Genomic DNA, 16,186 nt, shown 5'->3' with positions numbered 1-16,186 from the left:
TGGGGTGAGAGTTCGCGCGGGAGTAGACGATGGCGATCACGACCAACAGTGCGACCGCGACGAGCACCACGACCAAGGCGACGACGCCCAACCTCGCCAACGCGCTGGGCGCCGGATCGGGCGTCGACACGACCGCGCTGGTCAAGAGCCTGGTCGAAGCACAGTTCGCCAACAAGAATGCCCAGCTGGCCAAGAAGTCCGAGACGCTGACCGCACAGATTTCGGCGGTGTCCGAATTGAAATCGGGCATTTCCGGCTTTGCCAGCGCGCTGCAGACGCTGGCCGAAACCGGCGGTCTGTCGACCCAGCTCAGCAGCAGCGGATCGGCGGTCAAAGTATCGGTGGCGAGCGGCAAGACCGTCACCAGCCTGAACGCCAGCGTATCGGTCGCGCGGCTCGCATCGTCGCAGGTCGCGGTGACCAAGGAATCGTTCAGCACCACCGCGTCGGTCGGCACCGGTACGCTCCAGCTAAAACTTGGGAGCGTCGGGTCGGACGGCACCTTCACCGCCAACGGGACGACGATCCCGCCGATCACGATCACGTCGAGCGACGCGGCGTCGCTACAGGGGGTCGCCGACAAGATCACCGCCGCCAAAGCGGGGGTCACCGCCAGCGTCGTGACCGACGCCAATGGCCAGCGCCTCGTCCTGCGCAGCACCGACGGCGCGAACCAGGCATTCACCCTGACCGCGACGCCCGACAGCAGCAGCGCATCGCCGGGGCTGGAGCGGCTGAACGTCGATTTCGACAGGAGCACCATCGATGGCGCAGAGGTCGTGACCCGCGCCGGCAATGCCGTGTTCAGCGTCGACGGCGTGCCGATGGTCAGCGCGTCGAACACCATCACCGGTACCGACGGCGTCAAGATGGAGCTGAAGGCGGTGACGACCGACGGCCCGGTGACGCTCAGTTCCTCGACGCCGACCGATGCGTTGAAGGAGGCGGTCAACAACGTCGTCGCCGCCTATAACGAGATGCTGGCATCGGTGAACAAGGCAACCGATGCGATCACCGGCGACCTGCGCGCCGATCCGGCGGCGCTGGCGCTCAAGCGGTCGTTGCAGAAGCTGACCATCACCGACCTGACCGGCAAGACCGACGGCAGCCCCAAGACATTGGCATCGATCGGCATCGCCACCAACAATGACGGCACGCTGCGCGTCGACAAGGATACGCTGGCCGCCGCGCTGGTGAACAATCCGCAGGCGATCGAGGCGATGTTCGCCGAAGGCACCGGATCGGACAAGACGACCGGCACCTCGTTGCCCGCCACGCTGAACCGCATCGCCGCCTCCGCCAAGAGCACGACGCTGGGCCTCGGTGCCAGCGACAAGCGCTATGCCGACGCGCAGGGCGTGCTGGCCAAGGAACAGGCCAAGGTCGCCGAACAGACCGACCAGACCTCCACCCGGATGACGCAGCAATTCGCGGCGTCCGAAGCCCGGGTCGCGGCGTACAAGGCCCAGCAGACCTTCATGGAAAACCAGATCAAGATGTGGACGCGGAGCGAGTAATGACCCGCTATGCCACCGCCCTGGCGGGCGATCCCGCCCAGACCTATCGCTCGGTCGACCTTGCCGCGCGCACCGGCGGCGCGGACCCGCATGCCTTGGTGTCGCTGCTGTACGAGGAAGCGATCCGCGCGCTGCGATCGGCGGCATGGGCCACCGACAACCGCCAATATGCGATGAAGGGCGACCGCGTGACCCGTGCGACCGCGATCCTGTTCGCGCTCGAAGCCGGTCTCGATTTCGACAAGGGCGGCGACCTGTCGCAAACGCTATCGCGGCTCTATACGGGTCTGCGCGAACAGATCGTCAATGCCAGCATCGGACAGGATTCGCAGCCCTTCCTGAACGCCGCCGCGTCGCTGACCGACATCGCCGAGGCGTGGGAGGCGGTTCGGCCGCGATAGACAGGGCAACGCCATGTCGCCATGCATGGCCTGTCGTCACCCGGATCGAGCCGAGACTACTGCTAAAATCCGCTTCAGCGTATCCCCGCGCAGGCGGGGATCCTGAGCCACACTCGCAAACCTTTGTTTTCCTTGATCCTGGACCCCCGCCTGCGCGGGGGTAGGCAAGGGTTCGGGATAGGCGGAGGACTTTCGCAGGATCCTCGACCTGATCCGAGGTGACGGTGGCGCTTGGGTCCGGCTTCCGCTCCACCACACGCCTCTCCCCCTTCTCAACGGTGGCATCGCCGCGCCCGATCCGCTAGCGGTGCGCGCATGAAGCAACCGCATATCGTCGCGCTGGGGGGCACGCTGCGCCCGACTTCGGGGACCGCCGCCGCGCTGGAACGCGCGCTGGGCCATGCCAAGATGCTGGGCGCGCGCACCACGTTGCTGACCGGGCCGGCGATCGACTTTCCGAACTACGAACCCGAAACGGCGGGCAGCAACGCCCGGATCCAGTCGTTCCTGCGCGCGCTGCGCGATGCCGACGGGATCATCATCGGGTCGCCGGGCTATCACGGCACGCTGTCCGGGCTGGTCAAGAACGCGCTCGACCATGTCGAGATGCTGCGCCGCGATGACCGCGTCTATTTCGACGGGATGCCGGTCGGGCTGGTCGCGACGGCGGCGGGGTGGCAGGCGGCGGTGGCGACGCTCGGCACGCTGCGCACCGTGGCGCATGCGCTGCGCGGCTGGCCGACGCCGATCGGGGTCGCGATCAACACCGTCGAGGACGGCGCGATCGACAAGGCCGATATGCAGTTGCGGCTGATGGTCGAACAGATGATCGGCTTCGTCGCGCGTTAGGGCGCGCGATACGTTCGGCCATTCTCATTGCGCGCGCGCCGTTCTAAAGGCGGGCGCATGGATTGCTTCACCTTGCGCGACGGCACGCTCCATGCCGAGGATGTCAGCCTGCCCGCCATCGCCGATGCGGTCGGGACGCCGGTCTATGTCTATTCGACCGCGACGCTGGAACGCCATGTCCGCGTGTTCCGCGATGCGGTGGCGGGGCTGGGCACGGGCGAGCCGCTGGTCGCCTTTGCGGTAAAGGCCAATCCGAACAAGGCGGTGCTGGCGACGCTCGCCCGCGCCGGCATGGGGGCCGATGTGGTGTCGGGCGGCGAGCTGTACCGCGCGCTCGACGCCGGGATCGATCCCGACAAGATCGTCTTTTCGGGCGTCGGCAAGACCGCGGCGGAGATGGCGCAGGGGCTGGACGCCGGCATCGGCCAGTTCAACATCGAATCCGAACCCGAACTCGACATGCTCTCCGCCGTCGCCTGCTCGCTGGGCAAGGTCGCGCGCATCGCCATTCGGGTGAACCCCGACGTGATCGCCGGCACCCATGCGAAGATCTCGACCGGGGGCAAGGAGAACAAGTTCGGCATCGATTACCATGCCGCCCCCGCCGCCTATGCCCATGCCGCGTCGCTGCCGGGGATCGAGGTCCGCGGCGTCGCGGTGCATATCGGCAGCCAGCTCACCGACCTGTTGCCGCTGGAGGCCGCGTTCGGCCGGGTCGGCGCGCTGATCCACGCGCTGCGCGCCGCCGGGCATGCCATCACCCATGCCGATCTGGGCGGCGGCCTGGGCGTCCCCTATGATCCGGCGAAGCCGCTGCCGCCCTCCCCCGCCGATTATGGCGCGATGGTCGCGCGGGCGACGGCGGGCTGGGACGCGCGGCTGATGTTCGAACCCGGGCGGCTGATCGTCGCCAATGCCGGGGTGCTGGTGTCGCGCGTGATCCGCGTGAAGCAGGGGGCGACCGCGCCGTTCGTCGTCGTCGATGCGGCGATGAACGACCTGCTGCGCCCCAGCCTGTACGACGCCTATCACGACATCCGCGCGGTCACCCCGACCGGCGAGCGCGCCGTGACCAACATCGTCGGCCCGGTATGCGAGACCGGCGATACCTTTGCACTGGGCCGCGAGATGGACGTGGTCGCCGCCGACGATCTGGTCGCGTTCATGACCGCCGGCGCGTACGGCGCGACGATGGCATCGACCTACAACTCGCGCGCGCTGGTGCCCGAGGTGCTGGTGTCGGGCGACCGGTTCGCGGTGGTGCGCGAACGTCCTCCGATCGAGGCGCTGGCGCAGGCCGACCGCCTGCCGCCCTGGCTGTGAACGGGCTGCCGGTCCTGCTGCGCACCGCCGGGCGCAGCGTGATCCTGATCGGCGCGGGTGAGGCCGCCGATGCCAAGCGCCGCCTGCTCGAACGCAGCGGGCTGAGCGTCGTCGCCGATGCCGCCGACGCGCGCATCGCCGTGGTCGCGGTCGAGGACGATGCGGAAGCGCGCGCCGCGATCGATGCGCTCAAGGCGCGCGGCATCCTCGTCAACGCGGTCGATCGCCCCGCCGATTGCGACTTCACCCTGCCCGCGATCGTCGACCGATCGCCGATCCTGATCGCGATCTCGACCGGTGGCGTATCGGCAGGCCTTGCCGCGGCGATCCGCCAGCGGCTGGAGGCGATCCTGCCCGCCGGAGTCGGGCGACTGGCCGAGGGTCTGGGCGCCGCGCGCGCAGCGCTGCGGGCACGCTTTCCCGATGGCGGCGACAGGCGTCGCGCGATCGGCGCGGCGATCGCCGCCGGCGGTCCGCTCGACCCGATGGTGCGCCATGCCGACGATGCGGTCGCGGCGTGGCTGGCGGGTGCCGCCCCGATCGCCGGTCGGGTCGAGACGATCCGGCTGCGCTCGGCCGATCCTGACGACCTGACCCTGCGCGAGGCCCGCTGGCTGGGACAGGCCGACCGCATCCACCACACGCCGCAGGTGCCCGACGCGATCCTCGATCGGGCGCGCGCCGATGCGGTGCGGATCGCGGGACCGGTCCCCGCCGAACCGCTCCCGGGCCTGACGATCGACCTCGCATGAAGTGCCGCGCATGGCATATCGAGGGGGCCAGCGCGACGCCGGTCGACCCGCTGGCGGCGGCCGATGCCAGCGGCGGCTTCACCTGGATTCACCTGCATGGCGAGGGGGAGGCGGTCGCCGCCTGGCTGCGCGACCATGCCCATCTGCCCGACTATGTCATCGACCCGCTGACCGCGGTCGAGACGCGCCCGCGCTGCGACGCGATCGGTAAGGGCGCGTTCGTCAACCTGCGCGGCCTGTCCGACGATGTTCTGACCAGCGCCGATCCACTCGCCTCGGTCCGGCTCTATGCCAGTGCCGGTCGGGTCCATTCGGTGACCCGGCGCAAGCTGACCGCGTTCCACACCGTCGTCGACCGGGTCGAGGGCGGCGAGGTGGCCGATCCCGGCGACCTGATCGTCGCCTTCGCCAGCGCGATCACCGAACAGCTCGACCCGCTGATCGCCGATCTCGGCGACACGCTCGACGAATGCGAGGAGGCGCTCGACCCCGCCCGCATCTTCGAACAGCGCCGTGCCGTCACCCATACCCGCGTCCGCGCGATCGGCTATCGCCGCTTCCTCGTGCCGCAGCGTTCCGCGCTCGAAAAGCTCGGGCAGCTACCCGGCGACTGGCTGCAACAGGATGACCGCCTGCACCTCGCCGCCGCCGCCGACCGTGCCGCGCGCATGGCGGAGGAGGTGGATTCGATCCGCGAACGCGCCGCGCTGATCCACGAAACGCTCACCGACCTGCGCGCCGAACAGCTCGACCAGCGCTCGCTCCAGATCGCGATCGTGGCGATGGTCTTCCTGCCGCTGACCTTTCTAACGGGCCTGCTCGGCATGAATGTGAAGGGCATTCCCTTTGCCGACGAACCCTGGGCGTTCGCCGGGGTGGTCGGGCTGTGCATCGCCATGAGTGCGGGCATCGTCGCATGGTTCGTGCGCAAACACTGGATCGGGCGGTAGCGCCCGAAGCTCAATCGTCGGGCGGGAATTCGTCGGGCCAGAAATCGGGTTCGGGATCGCTCTGCGGCACGACCGGCCGGGGCAGCACCGGCACCGCGCCGTCGAACGCCACCCGGATCGCCGCCCCCATCGGCGTCGCCTGCTGAAAGATCGCCGCCACCGCGCGTCCGCTGCGCAACATGGCCGCAATCCATGCCGCCCGGTCGGCGGTCAGATAACCAATCTGCACCTCCCGCGCGCTCACCACCATCACCGCATTGCGATCGACCGGGTTGCGCGGTTCGGGGACCAGCGTCACCACCTCGCCCGGCACACATAGCAGGATTTCGAACCGGCGATTGCCGCCGCCGCGATTGGGATGATCGGCGCCGACGACGTGCAGGCTCAACTCACGCATCGCGCAAGCTCCGGGCGAACCGGTCGGTCAGGCTGCGAAAGGTGATCGACCAGCGGGTTTCGGCCATGGCGGCGATGCCATGTTCCCAGTCCCAGCGCGCCTCGCCGGTCAGGTGATAGGCGGATCCGGGCGCCAGCGGCAATGCGAAGCGATCGAATCCCTCGGGCCGCCGCCGCCGGAAACGCAGCGTCGCGGGCGCGCCGATCGACAGGCCGACGACATGTTCGAACACCGGCCGGTCGCGATGCCAGCCGATGCCCGCGCCGGGATCGTAGCGGGTCAGCAGCGCCTGCACGAGCGCGTCCGCCGGCAGCCCGGCGAACGCCGCCGCCCGCTCGCGCACCGCCAGCAGCCAGTCGGGCATCGGCTCGGCCCGCCCGACCCGGCCGTTCTCGAAATCATAATGCCAGCCATAGGACGCCGTCAGCCGCAGCCCGGTCCATTGCTGGAAGCGGAAGGGAGCGAGCGGCGCGGCATCGATCGCCGCCGCCAGCGCGGGCAGGCCGGCATCCGTCACCAGCGCCGACCCATGGGTCAGGCCGGGCAGCACCGGTTCGGCGGCGAAGAAGTCGAGTTGCGGCATCGATGGAACGCAACATGGGTAAGCGGCGTCTGTCCATCAATCAGGGGCGACGGATACGATCGCCCGGAAATCGGGGACAATTCCATGGCTCAGCACAGCGCCGGCATCCTGCTCTATCGTCGAACGCCTGCGCCGGCCGTGCTGCTCATCCATCCCGGCGGCCCCTTCTGGGCACGACGCCATGTCGGCGCTTGGCAGATTCCCAAGGGCCATGTCGAACCCGACGAAGCGGTCGAGGACGCCGCGCGCCGCGAAGTGGCGGAGGAACTGGGGGTGACCGTCACCGGCCCGCTCGAACCGCTCGGCATGGTGCGACAGGCGGGCGGCAAGTCGGTCTCCGCCTTCGCCGCCGAACAGGATGTCGATACGGGCGCGATCACCAGCATCCTGTTCGAGATCGAATGGCCACCGCGCAGCGGCCGCCGTGCGACCTTTCCGGAGGTCGATGCGGCACGCTGGATGCCGGTCGCGGAGGCGCGGACGCTGATGCTGAAGAGCCAGTTGCCGCTGCTCGACCGAATCGAACCGTTGCTGGGGTGACGCCTAACCCCACCCCCCAAGCACGTACCCCCGCGCAGGCGGGGGTCCAGGGTCCCAAGCGCAAACCGCTATTTGCTAGGCTCTGGACCCCCGCCTGCGCGGGGGTACGTCATCATTGCAGACGGAACCGCCCCTAAAGCAGCTCGACCTTCACCGTCTCTTCCGCCGCGCGCGTCAGCCGGTTGCGCAGCGGCAGGGTGAACGGCGCCGCCTCGATCTCGAACACATCGCCTTCCTGCGTCCGCACCCCGTCCGAGAAGGACAAGGTCGCCGTGCCGAAGAAATGGACATGAACGTCGCCCGGCCGGCGGAACAGGGCGTATTTGAAATGATGATGTTCAAGGTTCGACAGGCTGTGCGACATGTTCGCCTCGCCCGACAGGAACGGCTTTTCCCAGATCGTCTCGCCACCCCGAACGATCCGGCTCGTCCCCTCGATATGCTCGGGCGGGGTGCCGACCAGCAGTTCGGGACCGACCGATGCCTGACGCAGCTTGCTGTGCGCCAGCCACAGATAATTGTGGCGTTCGGTCACATGGTCCGAAAATTCGTTGGCGAGCGCGAGGCCGATGCGGTGCGGCGTGCCGTCCGAACCGATGATATAGATGCCGGCCAGTTCTGGCTCTTCGCCGCCGTCCTGCGCGAAATGCGGCATGGTGAAGTCGCCGCCCGGCGCCACCATCTGCCCGCCATCGCCCTTGTAGAACCATTCGGGCTGCTGCCCGACCTGCCCCTCGGCCGGCTTGCCGCCCTCGACCCCTTCGAGGAACATGCGCATCGAATCGGTCTGGGTCGCGGCTTCGGCGGCGGCGCGGTGCATCTTGTCGCGCCCTTCGGCCGAACCGAGATGCGTCAGGCCGGTGCCGGTCATGATGACATGCGCCGGATCCTCGTGATCGATCGGCGATCCGATCGCGCCGGCGTCGAGCAGTTGCGCGACGTCGACCGCTTCGCCCTGCCCCAGCGCCGCAACTTCGTCGGCGATGCTGTGGCCGGCGTCGATCGCGCGCAGTGCCAGCGCACGGACGCTGTCGACGCCGGGGACGATGTGCGCCGCCATATCGGTCGCGGCGATCACGGCGCGCGACGGGGCGACGCGCTGCAACAGACGGAGAGTCATCGAAGATTCCTTATGCAAAGACGTCGGTATCGGCGGGGACGTCGTCGATCGGGTTGGTCACCTTCGATCCCCATACGGCGTAGAACAGGATGTAGAGTTCGCATGCGGCGGTCAGCAGGAACGACCATTGCAGGCCGTAGCGGTCGGCCAGCCAGCCTTGGACCACGACCAGCGCACCGCCGGCGATCGCCATGATCAGCAGCCCCGATCCTTCCTCGGTCAGCGGCCCCAGCCCCTTGATGCCCAGCGTGAAGATCGTCGGGAACATGATCGAGTGGAACAGCCCGACCAGGATCAGCGACCACATCGCCGCCGGCCCCGACAGGAAGGTCGCGCCGAGCATCACGACGAACGCACCGATCGAGAAGAAGGCGAGCACCTTGGCCGCGTCGACCTTCTGCATCACGAAGCTGCCGACGAAGCGGCCGACCATCATGCCGCCCCACAGGAAGGTGAGGTAGCGCCCGGCCAGTTCGTTGGTGACGTTGGCGATATCGGGCTGGCTGACGAAGTTCACGAACAGGTTGGCGACGCCGATCTCGGCGATCAGGTAGATGAAGATCGCGGGCACGCCGAACACCAGGTTGCGGTGGTTCCACAGCGAATGCTTCTTGCGCTCTTCCTTCGCGACGCGGCTGGTCGCCGATCCCATCGCCGGCAGCGGAAAGCGCGCGATGATGACCGCCAGCACGATCAGCACGACCGCGACGAGGACATAGGGCAGGATCACCGACTGCGCATCGGCCAGCCGTTCGGCCTGGGTCAGCACCGTGCCCGCCTCCGACGTACCGCCCTTCGACCGGCCGAGGATCAGATAGGCACCGAATAGCGGGGCGAGCATCGTGCCCGCCGAATTCATCGCCTGTACCAGATTGAGCCGCGCCGACGCCGTGTTCGACGGGCCGATCACCGCGACATAGGGATTGGCCGCGACCTGCAGCAGCGTGATGCCGCTGGCGATCACGAACAGCATGACCAGCGTCACGCCATAGGAAGGCAGGCTGGCCGCGAGCACCATGCCCAGCGCGCCCGCCGCCATGACCAGCAGGCCGATCACCAGCGACTTCTGATACCCGATTCGCTCGATCAGCTTGGCCGAGGGGATCGACGCGAAGAAATAGGCGATGAACCAAACACTCTCGATCAGCGTGGTCTGGGTATAGTTGAGGTCGAACACGCTGCGCAGATGCGGCAGCAGCGTGTTGTTGATGACGGTGATGAAGCCCCACATGAAGAACAGGCTGGCCAGCAGCGTCAGCGCCGGCGCGTAACTGGCGCCCGATGCGCCTTGTGGCACCGCGCCGGTGCGCGCGGATATTGGGGCGGGCATCCTCGTCTTCTCCCATTTTACGGCTGCGGGACGGTTTGGTCCGTCGCATCGCTTGCTCAATTCGATTTTGTCTGACTATATGGGCCAACGCATGGCGTCAACGGCGCTTGATACGGGGGAGGATGCGGGTCGATGACGGGCTATAGGTCCGACTCGACCGCCCGCGCCCGTGTCGGCCGACGCTGCCGCCTGCACCCTGATTGCCTATGCCCGTCCACTCGCTGAACCGGAATTTCCATGACCGATATGCCCCCCCTGCGTAGCCGCGCCTGGTTCGACAACCCCGAGAATATCGACATGACGGCGCTCTATATCGAGCGTTATCTGAACTTCGGGCTGAGCCAGGAGGAATTGCAGTCGGGCAAGCCGATCATCGGCATCGCCCAGACCGGCAGCGACCTGTCGCCCTGCAACCGCCATCACCTCGTGCTCGCCGAACGGCTGCGCGAGGGCATTCGCGAAGCGGGGGGCATCGTCCTCGAATTCCCGGTCCACCCGATCCAGGAAACCGGCAAGCGCCCGACCGCGGGCCTCGACCGCAACCTCGCCTATCTGGGCCTGGTCGAGGTGCTGTACGGCTATCCGCTCGACGGCGTGGTGCTGACGATCGGTTGCGACAAGACGACGCCGGCGTGCCTGATGGCCGCCGCGACCGTCAACATCCCCGCCATCGCGCTGTCGGTCGGGCCGATGCTCAACGGCTGGCACAAGGGCGAGCGGACCGGTTCGGGCACGATCGTGTGGAAGGCGCGGCAGATGCTGGCCGCCGGCGAGATCGACAACAAGGAATTCATCCGCCTCGTTTCCTCCTCCGCCCCCTCGACCGGCTATTGCAACACGATGGGCACGGCGACGACGATGAACTCGCTGGCCGAAGCGCTGGGCATGCAGCTGCCCGGCTCCGCCGCGATCCCGGCCCCGTATCGCGACCGGCAAGAAATTGCCTATCGCACGGGTCTCCGCATCGTCGACATGGTCCGCGAAGACCTCAAGCCTTCGGACATTCTCACCAAGGACGCGTTCCACAACGCGATCAAGGTCAATTCGGCGATCGGCGGCTCGACCAACGCCCCGATCCACCTCGCCGCACTCGCCCGTCATATCGGCGTCGACCTGCCGATCGAGGATTGGCAGGAACAGGGCCACAAGGTGCCGCTGCTGGTGAACCTGCAACCCGCCGGCGAATATCTGGGCGAGGATTATTACCGGGCCGGCGGCGTGCCGGCGGTCGTCCGCGAACTGATGGGCGCGGGGCTGATCGCCGAGGACGCGCTGACCGTGAACGGCAAGTCGATCGGCGACAATTGCCGCGACGCGGTGATCGAGGATGAGAAGGTCATCCGTCCGTTCGGACAGCCGCTGAAGGAAGAAGCCGGTTTCATCGTGCTCAAGGGCAATCTGTTCGACGCGGCGGTGATGAAGACCAGCGTGATCGGCCCCGAATTCCGCGAACGTTACCTGTCCAACCCGAACGACCCGGAAGCGTTCGAAGGGCCGGCGGTCGTGTTCGATGGCCCTGAGGATTATCACCACCGCATCGACGATCCGTCGCTCGGCATCACGCCCGAAACGCTGATGTTCATGCGCGGCGCCGGCCCGATCGGCTATCCGGGTGCGGCCGAGGTCGTGAACATGCGCCCGCCCGCATACCTGATCACCGAAGGCGTGAGCGCGCTGCCGTGCATCGGCGACGGGCGGCAGTCGGGCACGTCGGGCAGCCCCTCGATCCTGAACGCCTCACCCGAAGCGGCGGCGGGCGGCGGCCTCGCGCTGCTGCGCACCGGCGACCGGGTCCGCATCGACCTGGGCAAGGGCCGCGCCGACGTGCTGCTGTCGGACGAGGAGTTGGCGCAGCGTCGGCAGGAGCTCGAGGCGGCCGGCGGGTATCAATATCCGGCGTCGCAGACCCCGTGGCAGGAAATCCAGCGCTCGGTCGTGGGCCAGATGGCGACCGGCGCGATCCTCGAAGGCGCCGAGGCGTATCAGAAGATCGCCCAGACCCGCGGATTGCCGCGCGACAACCACTGATCGATACCGACTTCGGCCCCGTGCAAGCGGGGTCGAGGTTCGGTCGGCCGGAACCGACCCGGTTCCGCATTGTCCCACGGATTTGTTCGAGACCGCTGCGAAAGTCTACGCGTCCGCCCAGAATAGAGCCGTACCCCTGCGCAGGCGGAGGTCCAGGGCCGAGTAAAACAGCGGTTTGCGTGTGTAGCCCTGGATCCCCGCCTTCGCGGGGATACTGCAAGACGAAGGGGGATGCGGTTCCCCGCTCCTACCCCCGCGTCGCGTCGAACCGTGCCATCTCATAGGCGATCGACGCCTCGACCAGCCGTTCCCACAAATCGGCGACCACCGCATCGGGCACGCCGGCCTCCGCCGCCGCCGCCCGCGCATTGGCGATCACTTCCGCCTTGCGCCCCTCGTCGCGCACCGCTTCGCGCCCCGGCTTGATCCGGGCGGCGGCGTCCATATAAGCGAAGCGCCGCGCCAGCAGCGCCACCAGTTCGCGGTCGAGACTGTCGACCCCGGCACGCACGTCGGTCATGGTGGTACAATCGGGGCCGGGCAGCGGCTCGGTCGTCATCGGAGTTCCAGTCATAACGGGCCCGTCTACCGCCGACGGCGCTACTGTCCACCTTTTGCGTGCGGGATCGGGCGGCTATACTGGGGCCGTCGACGAACTCCCTGTTGCAAGGAAAGCCCATGTCGTTCACCCTCGCACTCACCGCCATGTTCGTGCAGGCACCGTCCGTACCCCCGATTCAGCCGCCGCCCCCCAATCCCACCGCCCGCGTTTGCCGCAAAGTGCCGGCAGCTACCGGATCGCGTCTCGGTGTGAAGCGCGAATGCCGCAGCGCGCGCGAATGGGCGGCGATCGACGCCGAAAATAACCGCGATATCGATCAGATGCGCCGACGCACGGGACGGCAGAACTACTGATCTGCCAGCAACCTTGACTCCCGCGCCCCGTCCGGCTAGGCGCGCCGCTTCGCAATTCGGCCCCGCATTCCCGGTGAAGCGGTGGCCCCGGCCCCTTGGGACCGGCGGCGAATACCGGGAGCCGCGATCGTCCGACTGGATGGTCAAACGTTACTGCAATTGCATTGGATTTACGATGTCGAAGCGCTCCAGCGCCAAGTACAAGCTCGATCGCCGCCTTGGCGAGAATATCTGGGGTCGTCCCAAGAGCCCGGTCAACAAGCGTGAATATGGCCCCGGCCAGCACGGTCAGCGCCGCAAGGGCAAGATGTCGGACTTCGGCACCCAGCTGCGCGCCAAGCAGAAGCTGAAGGGCTATTACGGCGACGTCACCGAGAAGCAGTTCAAGCGCACCTATGAAGAAGCGTCGCGCATGAAGGGCGACACCGGTCAGAACCTGATCGGCCTGCTCGAACAGCGCCTCGACATGATCGTGTACCGCGCCAAGTTCGCGCCGACCGTCTGGGCCGCACGTCAGCTGGTCAGCCATGGTCACGTCCGCGTCAACGGCGTGAAGTGCAACATCGCGTCGCGCCGCTGCTATGTCGGCGACGAAATCTCGCTGGGCACCAAGGCGCAGGAAATGGCGCTGGTCCTCGAGGCGCAGACCCTCGCCGAGCGTGACATCCCCGAATATATCGGCGCCGACGGCACCAAGGTCACCTTCAACCGCGTTCCGACGCTGGACGAAGTGCCCTATCCGGTGAAGATGGAACCGAACCTCGTCGTCGAGTTCTACTCGCGCTGATCTCGCGCCGAGCCAAGGTCCAGCAAAGCTGGACCAAGGCGAACCCTCAGCGCGAGCGGCCGGCGCTGCCGAGGCAGCGACCGACGGCATGGGCTTTGCCCATGGCGCTGGCAGCGACAAAAAGGGCGGCCCCGCAACGGGCCGCCCTTTTCGTATCCACTTTACGCGAACGCGATCCTACGACACGCTGTGACCACCAACCAGTGAGGTCCCATGCGCTATCTTGTGCCCGCCCTGTTCCTCCTTGCCACGCCCGCGCTCGCCCAGACCCCGCCGCCCGCGAATAACGCCGAGATGGCGAAACTCTTCGCCGAGGATCAGGCGATCCGCCAAAACGTCCCGCACGCGAAGATGCAGGACATGGCGTTCGTCGAGAAAATGTGGGCGGACGACGCCGCTCGCCGGACCCGTACGCGCGCCCTGCTCGATAGCGGCGAATTATCGACTGCCGATGATTACTACGCCGCCGCCTTCGTGTTTCAACATGGCGAAAAGGCGCAAGATTATCTGCTCGCCCATTCGCTGGCACTCGCTGCAGTCGCGCGCGGCAAGGCGGAGGCGAGCTGGATCGCGGCCGCAACCCTTGACCGTTACCTCCAGAATATCGGCCAGAAGCAGGTATACGGCACGCAATGGCGCTGGCCCAACGACGCTCCGCCCAGCCGCGAGCCCTATGACCGCCAACTGATCCCCGACAGCCTGCGTACCGCCCTCGGTGTACCCACGCTCGCCAAGCAGGATAAAAATCTCGCCGAGATGCAGGCCGAACAGGCGGCGACCAAATAACCGCTTTCCTACATTTTACCCGCCGGTCAGGATCGCGCCGGGTTCGTCGAACCCACGCTCCTTGACCCCGCCGATACCCACCAAACCAGCCGGTGCGCGAAACGCGCGCAAGTGTGAACTTCGTGAACTTTGGACCCGCGCTACAGTCCGCTGGCCCGCAACTGCGCCCGCAGATTCGCCCGCGTCCGCTCGTCCACCGGCGGCAACGCGCGCGCGCCCTTGCCCTTGCGCAGCCGTGCCCGATCGCGTTCGTCGGGTGCCACCACCCGCACGCGGACCGGCACGACGCCGGTCCCGCGCACGCCCAGCGCCTCGGCCGCGCCGCGCGACAGGTCGAGGATGCGCCCGCGCCCGGTGAACGGCCCGCGATCATTGACGCGGACCAGAATACGCCGCCCGGTATCGAGCGCGGTCACCTCGACATAGCTCGGCAACGGCAGCGTGGTATGCGCGGCGGTGACCCAGCCGGGGCGGAACCGCTCGCCATTGGCGGTCCGCCGTCCCGACTCATTGCCATACCAGCTCGCCAGCCCCAGCATGTCATAGGTCGGATCGGCAGCGGGAGCATAGGTCACGCCGCGCACGCTGTACGGCGCGCCGACCTTGACCGCCGCGTCGCTGACCGCGCGATAATTTCCGCCGGCACAGGCCGATAGCAACAGGGCGGCACAGGGCAGAAGCGAACGCGCGGTCATCGCCCGCCTCTTAGCGCAGCACCGCCCCCTTGCCGACCCCCGTCCGCGCCCGCTAGTCGGTGACCACCCAAGGAGACGCCCCATGAAGACCCGTGCAGCCGTCGCATTCGAAGCGAAGCGCCCTCTCGAAATCGTCGAACTCGACCTCGAAGGGCCCAAGCCCGGCGAAGTGCTGATCGAGATTATGGCGACCGGCATCTGCCATACCGATGCCTATACGCTCGACGGCCTCGACAGCGAGGGGCTCTTCCCCTCGGTACTCGGCCACGAAGGCGCAGGCATCGTGCGCGAGGTCGGCGTGGGCGTGACCAGCGTGCGCGCAGGCGACCATGTCATCCCGCTCTACACCCCCGAATGCCGCCAGTGTAAGTCGTGCCTGTCGGGCAAGACCAACCTGTGTACCGCGATCCGCGCGACGCAGGGCAAGGGGCTGATGCCCGACGGCACCACGCGCTTCAGCTACAAGGGCCAGCCCATCTATCATTATATGGGCTGCTCGACTTTCTCGAACTTCACCGTCCTGCCCGAGATCGCGGTCGCGAAGATCCGCGAGGATGCGCCGTTCCAGACCAGCTGCTATGTCGGGTGCGGCGTCACCACCGGCGTCGGCGCGGTGGTCAACACCGCCAAGGTCGCGCCGGGCGACAATATCATCGTCTTCGGCCTCGGCGGCATCGGGCTGAACGTGTTGCAGGGTGCCAAGATGGCCGGCGCGAACATGATCGTCGGCGTCGATATCAACCCGGCGCGCGAGGAATGGGGCCGCCGCTTCGGCATGACCCATTTCGTCAACCCGAAGGACGTGGGCGGCGATATCGTCCAGCATCTGGTCGCGCTGACCGATGGCGGCGCGGACTATACGTTCGACTGCACCGGCAATACCGACGTCATGCGCCAGGCGCTGGAGGCATGCCATCGCGGCTGGGGCACCAGCATCATCATCGGCGTGGCCGAGGCGGGCAAGGAAATCGCCACCCGCCCCTTCCAGCTGGTCACCGGGCGCAACTGGCGCGGCACCGCGTTCGGCGGGGCCAAGGGCCGCACCGACGTCCCGAAGATCGTCGACTGGTACATGAACGGCAAGATCGAGATCGACCCGATGATCACCCATGTCCTGTCACTCGACGAGATCAACAAGGGCTTCGACCTGATGCACGCTGGAGAGAGCATCCGCTCGGTCGTGGTCTATTGATTTCGTTTTGACAGGTGAAAT

18 protein-coding genes are annotated in these 16,186 nt (G+C 67.3%); 12 read left to right on the top strand and 6 right to left on the bottom strand.

The features are described 5' to 3' along the window. The first annotated feature begins 29 nt into the window (after window positions 1-29). From fliD to ACZ1JS_RS16570, 6 genes are all read left to right on the top strand, one after another. A complete protein-coding gene (gene fliD / locus ACZ1JS_RS16595) occupies window positions 30-1,517 on the top strand; it encodes a flagellar filament capping protein FliD (protein ID WP_465167008.1) in 1,488 nt (495 codons plus the stop codon). Then, on the top strand, window positions 1,517-1,918 hold the full coding sequence (locus tag ACZ1JS_RS16590; protein WP_242120701.1) for a flagellar export chaperone FliS: 402 nt from the start codon (window positions 1,517-1,519) through the stop codon (window positions 1,916-1,918). The genes fliD and ACZ1JS_RS16590 overlap by 1 nt, the downstream gene beginning before the upstream one ends. Before the next feature lie 315 nt (window positions 1,919-2,233). Beyond that, the gene (locus ACZ1JS_RS16585; protein ID WP_242120703.1) at window positions 2,234-2,767 is read left to right on the top strand and encodes an NADPH-dependent FMN reductase; all 534 of its coding nucleotides are present in this window, start codon (window positions 2,234-2,236) and stop codon (window positions 2,765-2,767) included. A gap of 57 nt (window positions 2,768-2,824) precedes the next feature. Beyond that, complete coding sequence (lysA, locus tag ACZ1JS_RS16580; RefSeq protein WP_465167007.1) at window positions 2,825-4,090, top strand: diaminopimelate decarboxylase; 1,266 nt, start codon at window positions 2,825-2,827, stop codon at window positions 4,088-4,090. Continuing rightward, on the top strand, window positions 4,087-4,842 hold the full coding sequence (locus ACZ1JS_RS16575) for a precorrin-2 dehydrogenase/sirohydrochlorin ferrochelatase family protein (protein ID WP_465167006.1): 756 nt from the start codon (window positions 4,087-4,089) through the stop codon (window positions 4,840-4,842). Before lysA ends, ACZ1JS_RS16575 begins: the two co-directional genes overlap by 4 nt. After that, a complete protein-coding gene (locus ACZ1JS_RS16570) occupies window positions 4,839-5,792 on the top strand; it encodes a zinc transporter ZntB (RefSeq protein ID WP_465167005.1) in 954 nt (317 codons plus the stop codon). Before ACZ1JS_RS16575 ends, ACZ1JS_RS16570 begins: the two co-directional genes overlap by 4 nt. A gap of 10 nt (window positions 5,793-5,802) precedes the next feature. Here the strand turns inward: ACZ1JS_RS16570 and ACZ1JS_RS16565 are convergent, their stop codons facing one another. Beyond that, window positions 5,803-6,189, bottom strand: a complete 387-nt coding sequence (locus ACZ1JS_RS16565) for an HIRAN domain-containing protein (RefSeq protein WP_465167004.1) — start codon at window positions 6,187-6,189, stop codon at window positions 5,803-5,805. Beyond that, a complete protein-coding gene (locus ACZ1JS_RS16560; RefSeq protein WP_465167003.1) occupies window positions 6,182-6,772 on the bottom strand; it encodes an alpha-ketoglutarate-dependent dioxygenase AlkB in 591 nt (196 codons plus the stop codon). The genes ACZ1JS_RS16565 and ACZ1JS_RS16560 overlap by 8 nt, the downstream gene beginning before the upstream one ends. 84 nt (window positions 6,773-6,856) lie before the next feature. On the opposite strand from ACZ1JS_RS16560, the gene ACZ1JS_RS16555 reads away from it, so the two are divergent. Next, window positions 6,857-7,312, top strand: coding sequence for an NUDIX hydrolase (locus ACZ1JS_RS16555; RefSeq protein ID WP_465167002.1), 456 nt, complete (start codon window positions 6,857-6,859; stop codon window positions 7,310-7,312). A 133-nt stretch (window positions 7,313-7,445) separates the two neighbouring features. Here the strand turns inward: ACZ1JS_RS16555 and araD1 are convergent, their stop codons facing one another. Then, window positions 7,446-8,432: an AraD1 family protein gene (araD1, locus tag ACZ1JS_RS16550; protein WP_465167001.1), complete on the bottom strand. Its 987-nt coding sequence runs from the start codon at window positions 8,430-8,432 to the stop codon at window positions 7,446-7,448. Between the two features lie 10 nt (window positions 8,433-8,442). After that, window positions 8,443-9,762, bottom strand: coding sequence for a sugar MFS transporter (locus ACZ1JS_RS16545; protein WP_345877040.1), 1,320 nt, complete (start codon window positions 9,760-9,762; stop codon window positions 8,443-8,445). Between the two features lie 237 nt (window positions 9,763-9,999). Here ACZ1JS_RS16545 and ACZ1JS_RS16540 point away from each other — a divergent pair, with 237 nt between their 5' ends. Continuing rightward, window positions 10,000-11,790: an IlvD/Edd family dehydratase gene (locus tag ACZ1JS_RS16540; RefSeq protein ID WP_465167000.1), complete on the top strand. Its 1,791-nt coding sequence runs from the start codon at window positions 10,000-10,002 to the stop codon at window positions 11,788-11,790. 247 nt (window positions 11,791-12,037) lie between these two features. Here ACZ1JS_RS16540 and ACZ1JS_RS16535 read toward each other — a convergent pair whose 3' ends face one another. After that, complete coding sequence (locus ACZ1JS_RS16535) at window positions 12,038-12,349, bottom strand: chorismate mutase (RefSeq protein ID WP_465166999.1); 312 nt, start codon at window positions 12,347-12,349, stop codon at window positions 12,038-12,040. 119 nt (window positions 12,350-12,468) lie between these two features. Between ACZ1JS_RS16535 and ACZ1JS_RS16530 the strand changes: the two genes are divergently transcribed. The 3 genes from ACZ1JS_RS16530 (at window position 12,469) to ACZ1JS_RS16520 (ending at window position 14,278) form a co-directional block, all read left to right on the top strand. Further along, the gene (locus tag ACZ1JS_RS16530) at window positions 12,469-12,705 is read left to right on the top strand and encodes a hypothetical protein (protein ID WP_465166998.1); all 237 of its coding nucleotides are present in this window, start codon (window positions 12,469-12,471) and stop codon (window positions 12,703-12,705) included. A 175-nt stretch (window positions 12,706-12,880) separates the two neighbouring features. After that, window positions 12,881-13,492, top strand: a complete 612-nt coding sequence (gene rpsD / locus ACZ1JS_RS16525; protein ID WP_242120630.1) for a 30S ribosomal protein S4 — start codon at window positions 12,881-12,883, stop codon at window positions 13,490-13,492. A 225-nt stretch (window positions 13,493-13,717) separates the two neighbouring features. Continuing rightward, window positions 13,718-14,278, top strand: a complete 561-nt coding sequence (locus tag ACZ1JS_RS16520; protein WP_465166997.1) for a hypothetical protein — start codon at window positions 13,718-13,720, stop codon at window positions 14,276-14,278. Window positions 14,279-14,418: 140 nt separating this feature from the next. Here the strand turns inward: ACZ1JS_RS16520 and ACZ1JS_RS16515 are convergent, their stop codons facing one another. Next, the gene (locus tag ACZ1JS_RS16515) at window positions 14,419-14,973 is read right to left on the bottom strand and encodes a septal ring lytic transglycosylase RlpA family protein (RefSeq protein WP_465166996.1); all 555 of its coding nucleotides are present in this window, start codon (window positions 14,971-14,973) and stop codon (window positions 14,419-14,421) included. 82 nt (window positions 14,974-15,055) lie between these two features. On the opposite strand from ACZ1JS_RS16515, the gene ACZ1JS_RS16510 reads away from it, so the two are divergent. Beyond that, complete coding sequence (locus tag ACZ1JS_RS16510) at window positions 15,056-16,165, top strand: S-(hydroxymethyl)glutathione dehydrogenase/class III alcohol dehydrogenase (RefSeq protein WP_465166995.1); 1,110 nt, start codon at window positions 15,056-15,058, stop codon at window positions 16,163-16,165. Window positions 16,166-16,186 lie beyond the last annotated feature (21 nt).

This window comes from Sphingomonas sp. BL-S-05, assembly GCF_055521695.1.
This window is presented reverse-complemented; position numbering and strand designations above follow the sequence as displayed.

What these genes read in the sequence shown, in the direction of transcription:
- fliD (WP_465167008.1), top strand. Translation starts at nt 30, where the DNA reads ATGGCGATCACGACCAACAGTGCGACCGCGACGAGCACCACGACCAAG.
- ACZ1JS_RS16590 (WP_242120701.1), top strand. Translation starts at nt 1,517, where the DNA reads ATGACCCGCTATGCCACCGCCCTGGCGGGCGATCCCGCCCAGACCTAT.
- ACZ1JS_RS16585 (WP_242120703.1), top strand. Translation starts at nt 2,234, where the DNA reads ATGAAGCAACCGCATATCGTCGCGCTGGGGGGCACGCTGCGCCCGACT.
- lysA (WP_465167007.1), top strand. Translation starts at nt 2,825, where the DNA reads ATGGATTGCTTCACCTTGCGCGACGGCACGCTCCATGCCGAGGATGTC.
- ACZ1JS_RS16570 (WP_465167005.1), top strand. Translation starts at nt 4,839, where the DNA reads ATGAAGTGCCGCGCATGGCATATCGAGGGGGCCAGCGCGACGCCGGTC.
- ACZ1JS_RS16565 (WP_465167004.1), bottom strand. Translation starts at nt 6,189, where the DNA reads ATGCGTGAGTTGAGCCTGCACGTCGTCGGCGCCGATCATCCCAATCGC.
- ACZ1JS_RS16560 (WP_465167003.1), bottom strand. Translation starts at nt 6,772, where the DNA reads ATGCCGCAACTCGACTTCTTCGCCGCCGAACCGGTGCTGCCCGGCCTG.
- ACZ1JS_RS16555 (WP_465167002.1), top strand. Translation starts at nt 6,857, where the DNA reads ATGGCTCAGCACAGCGCCGGCATCCTGCTCTATCGTCGAACGCCTGCG.
- araD1 (WP_465167001.1), bottom strand. Translation starts at nt 8,432, where the DNA reads ATGACTCTCCGTCTGTTGCAGCGCGTCGCCCCGTCGCGCGCCGTGATC.
- ACZ1JS_RS16545 (WP_345877040.1), bottom strand. Translation starts at nt 9,762, where the DNA reads ATGCCCGCCCCAATATCCGCGCGCACCGGCGCGGTGCCACAAGGCGCA.
- ACZ1JS_RS16540 (WP_465167000.1), top strand. Translation starts at nt 10,000, where the DNA reads ATGACCGATATGCCCCCCCTGCGTAGCCGCGCCTGGTTCGACAACCCC.
- ACZ1JS_RS16535 (WP_465166999.1), bottom strand. Translation starts at nt 12,349, where the DNA reads ATGACGACCGAGCCGCTGCCCGGCCCCGATTGTACCACCATGACCGAC.
- ACZ1JS_RS16530 (WP_465166998.1), top strand. Translation starts at nt 12,469, where the DNA reads ATGTCGTTCACCCTCGCACTCACCGCCATGTTCGTGCAGGCACCGTCC.
- rpsD (WP_242120630.1), top strand. Translation starts at nt 12,881, where the DNA reads ATGTCGAAGCGCTCCAGCGCCAAGTACAAGCTCGATCGCCGCCTTGGC.
- ACZ1JS_RS16515 (WP_465166996.1), bottom strand. Translation starts at nt 14,973, where the DNA reads ATGACCGCGCGTTCGCTTCTGCCCTGTGCCGCCCTGTTGCTATCGGCC.
- ACZ1JS_RS16510 (WP_465166995.1), top strand. Translation starts at nt 15,056, where the DNA reads ATGAAGACCCGTGCAGCCGTCGCATTCGAAGCGAAGCGCCCTCTCGAA.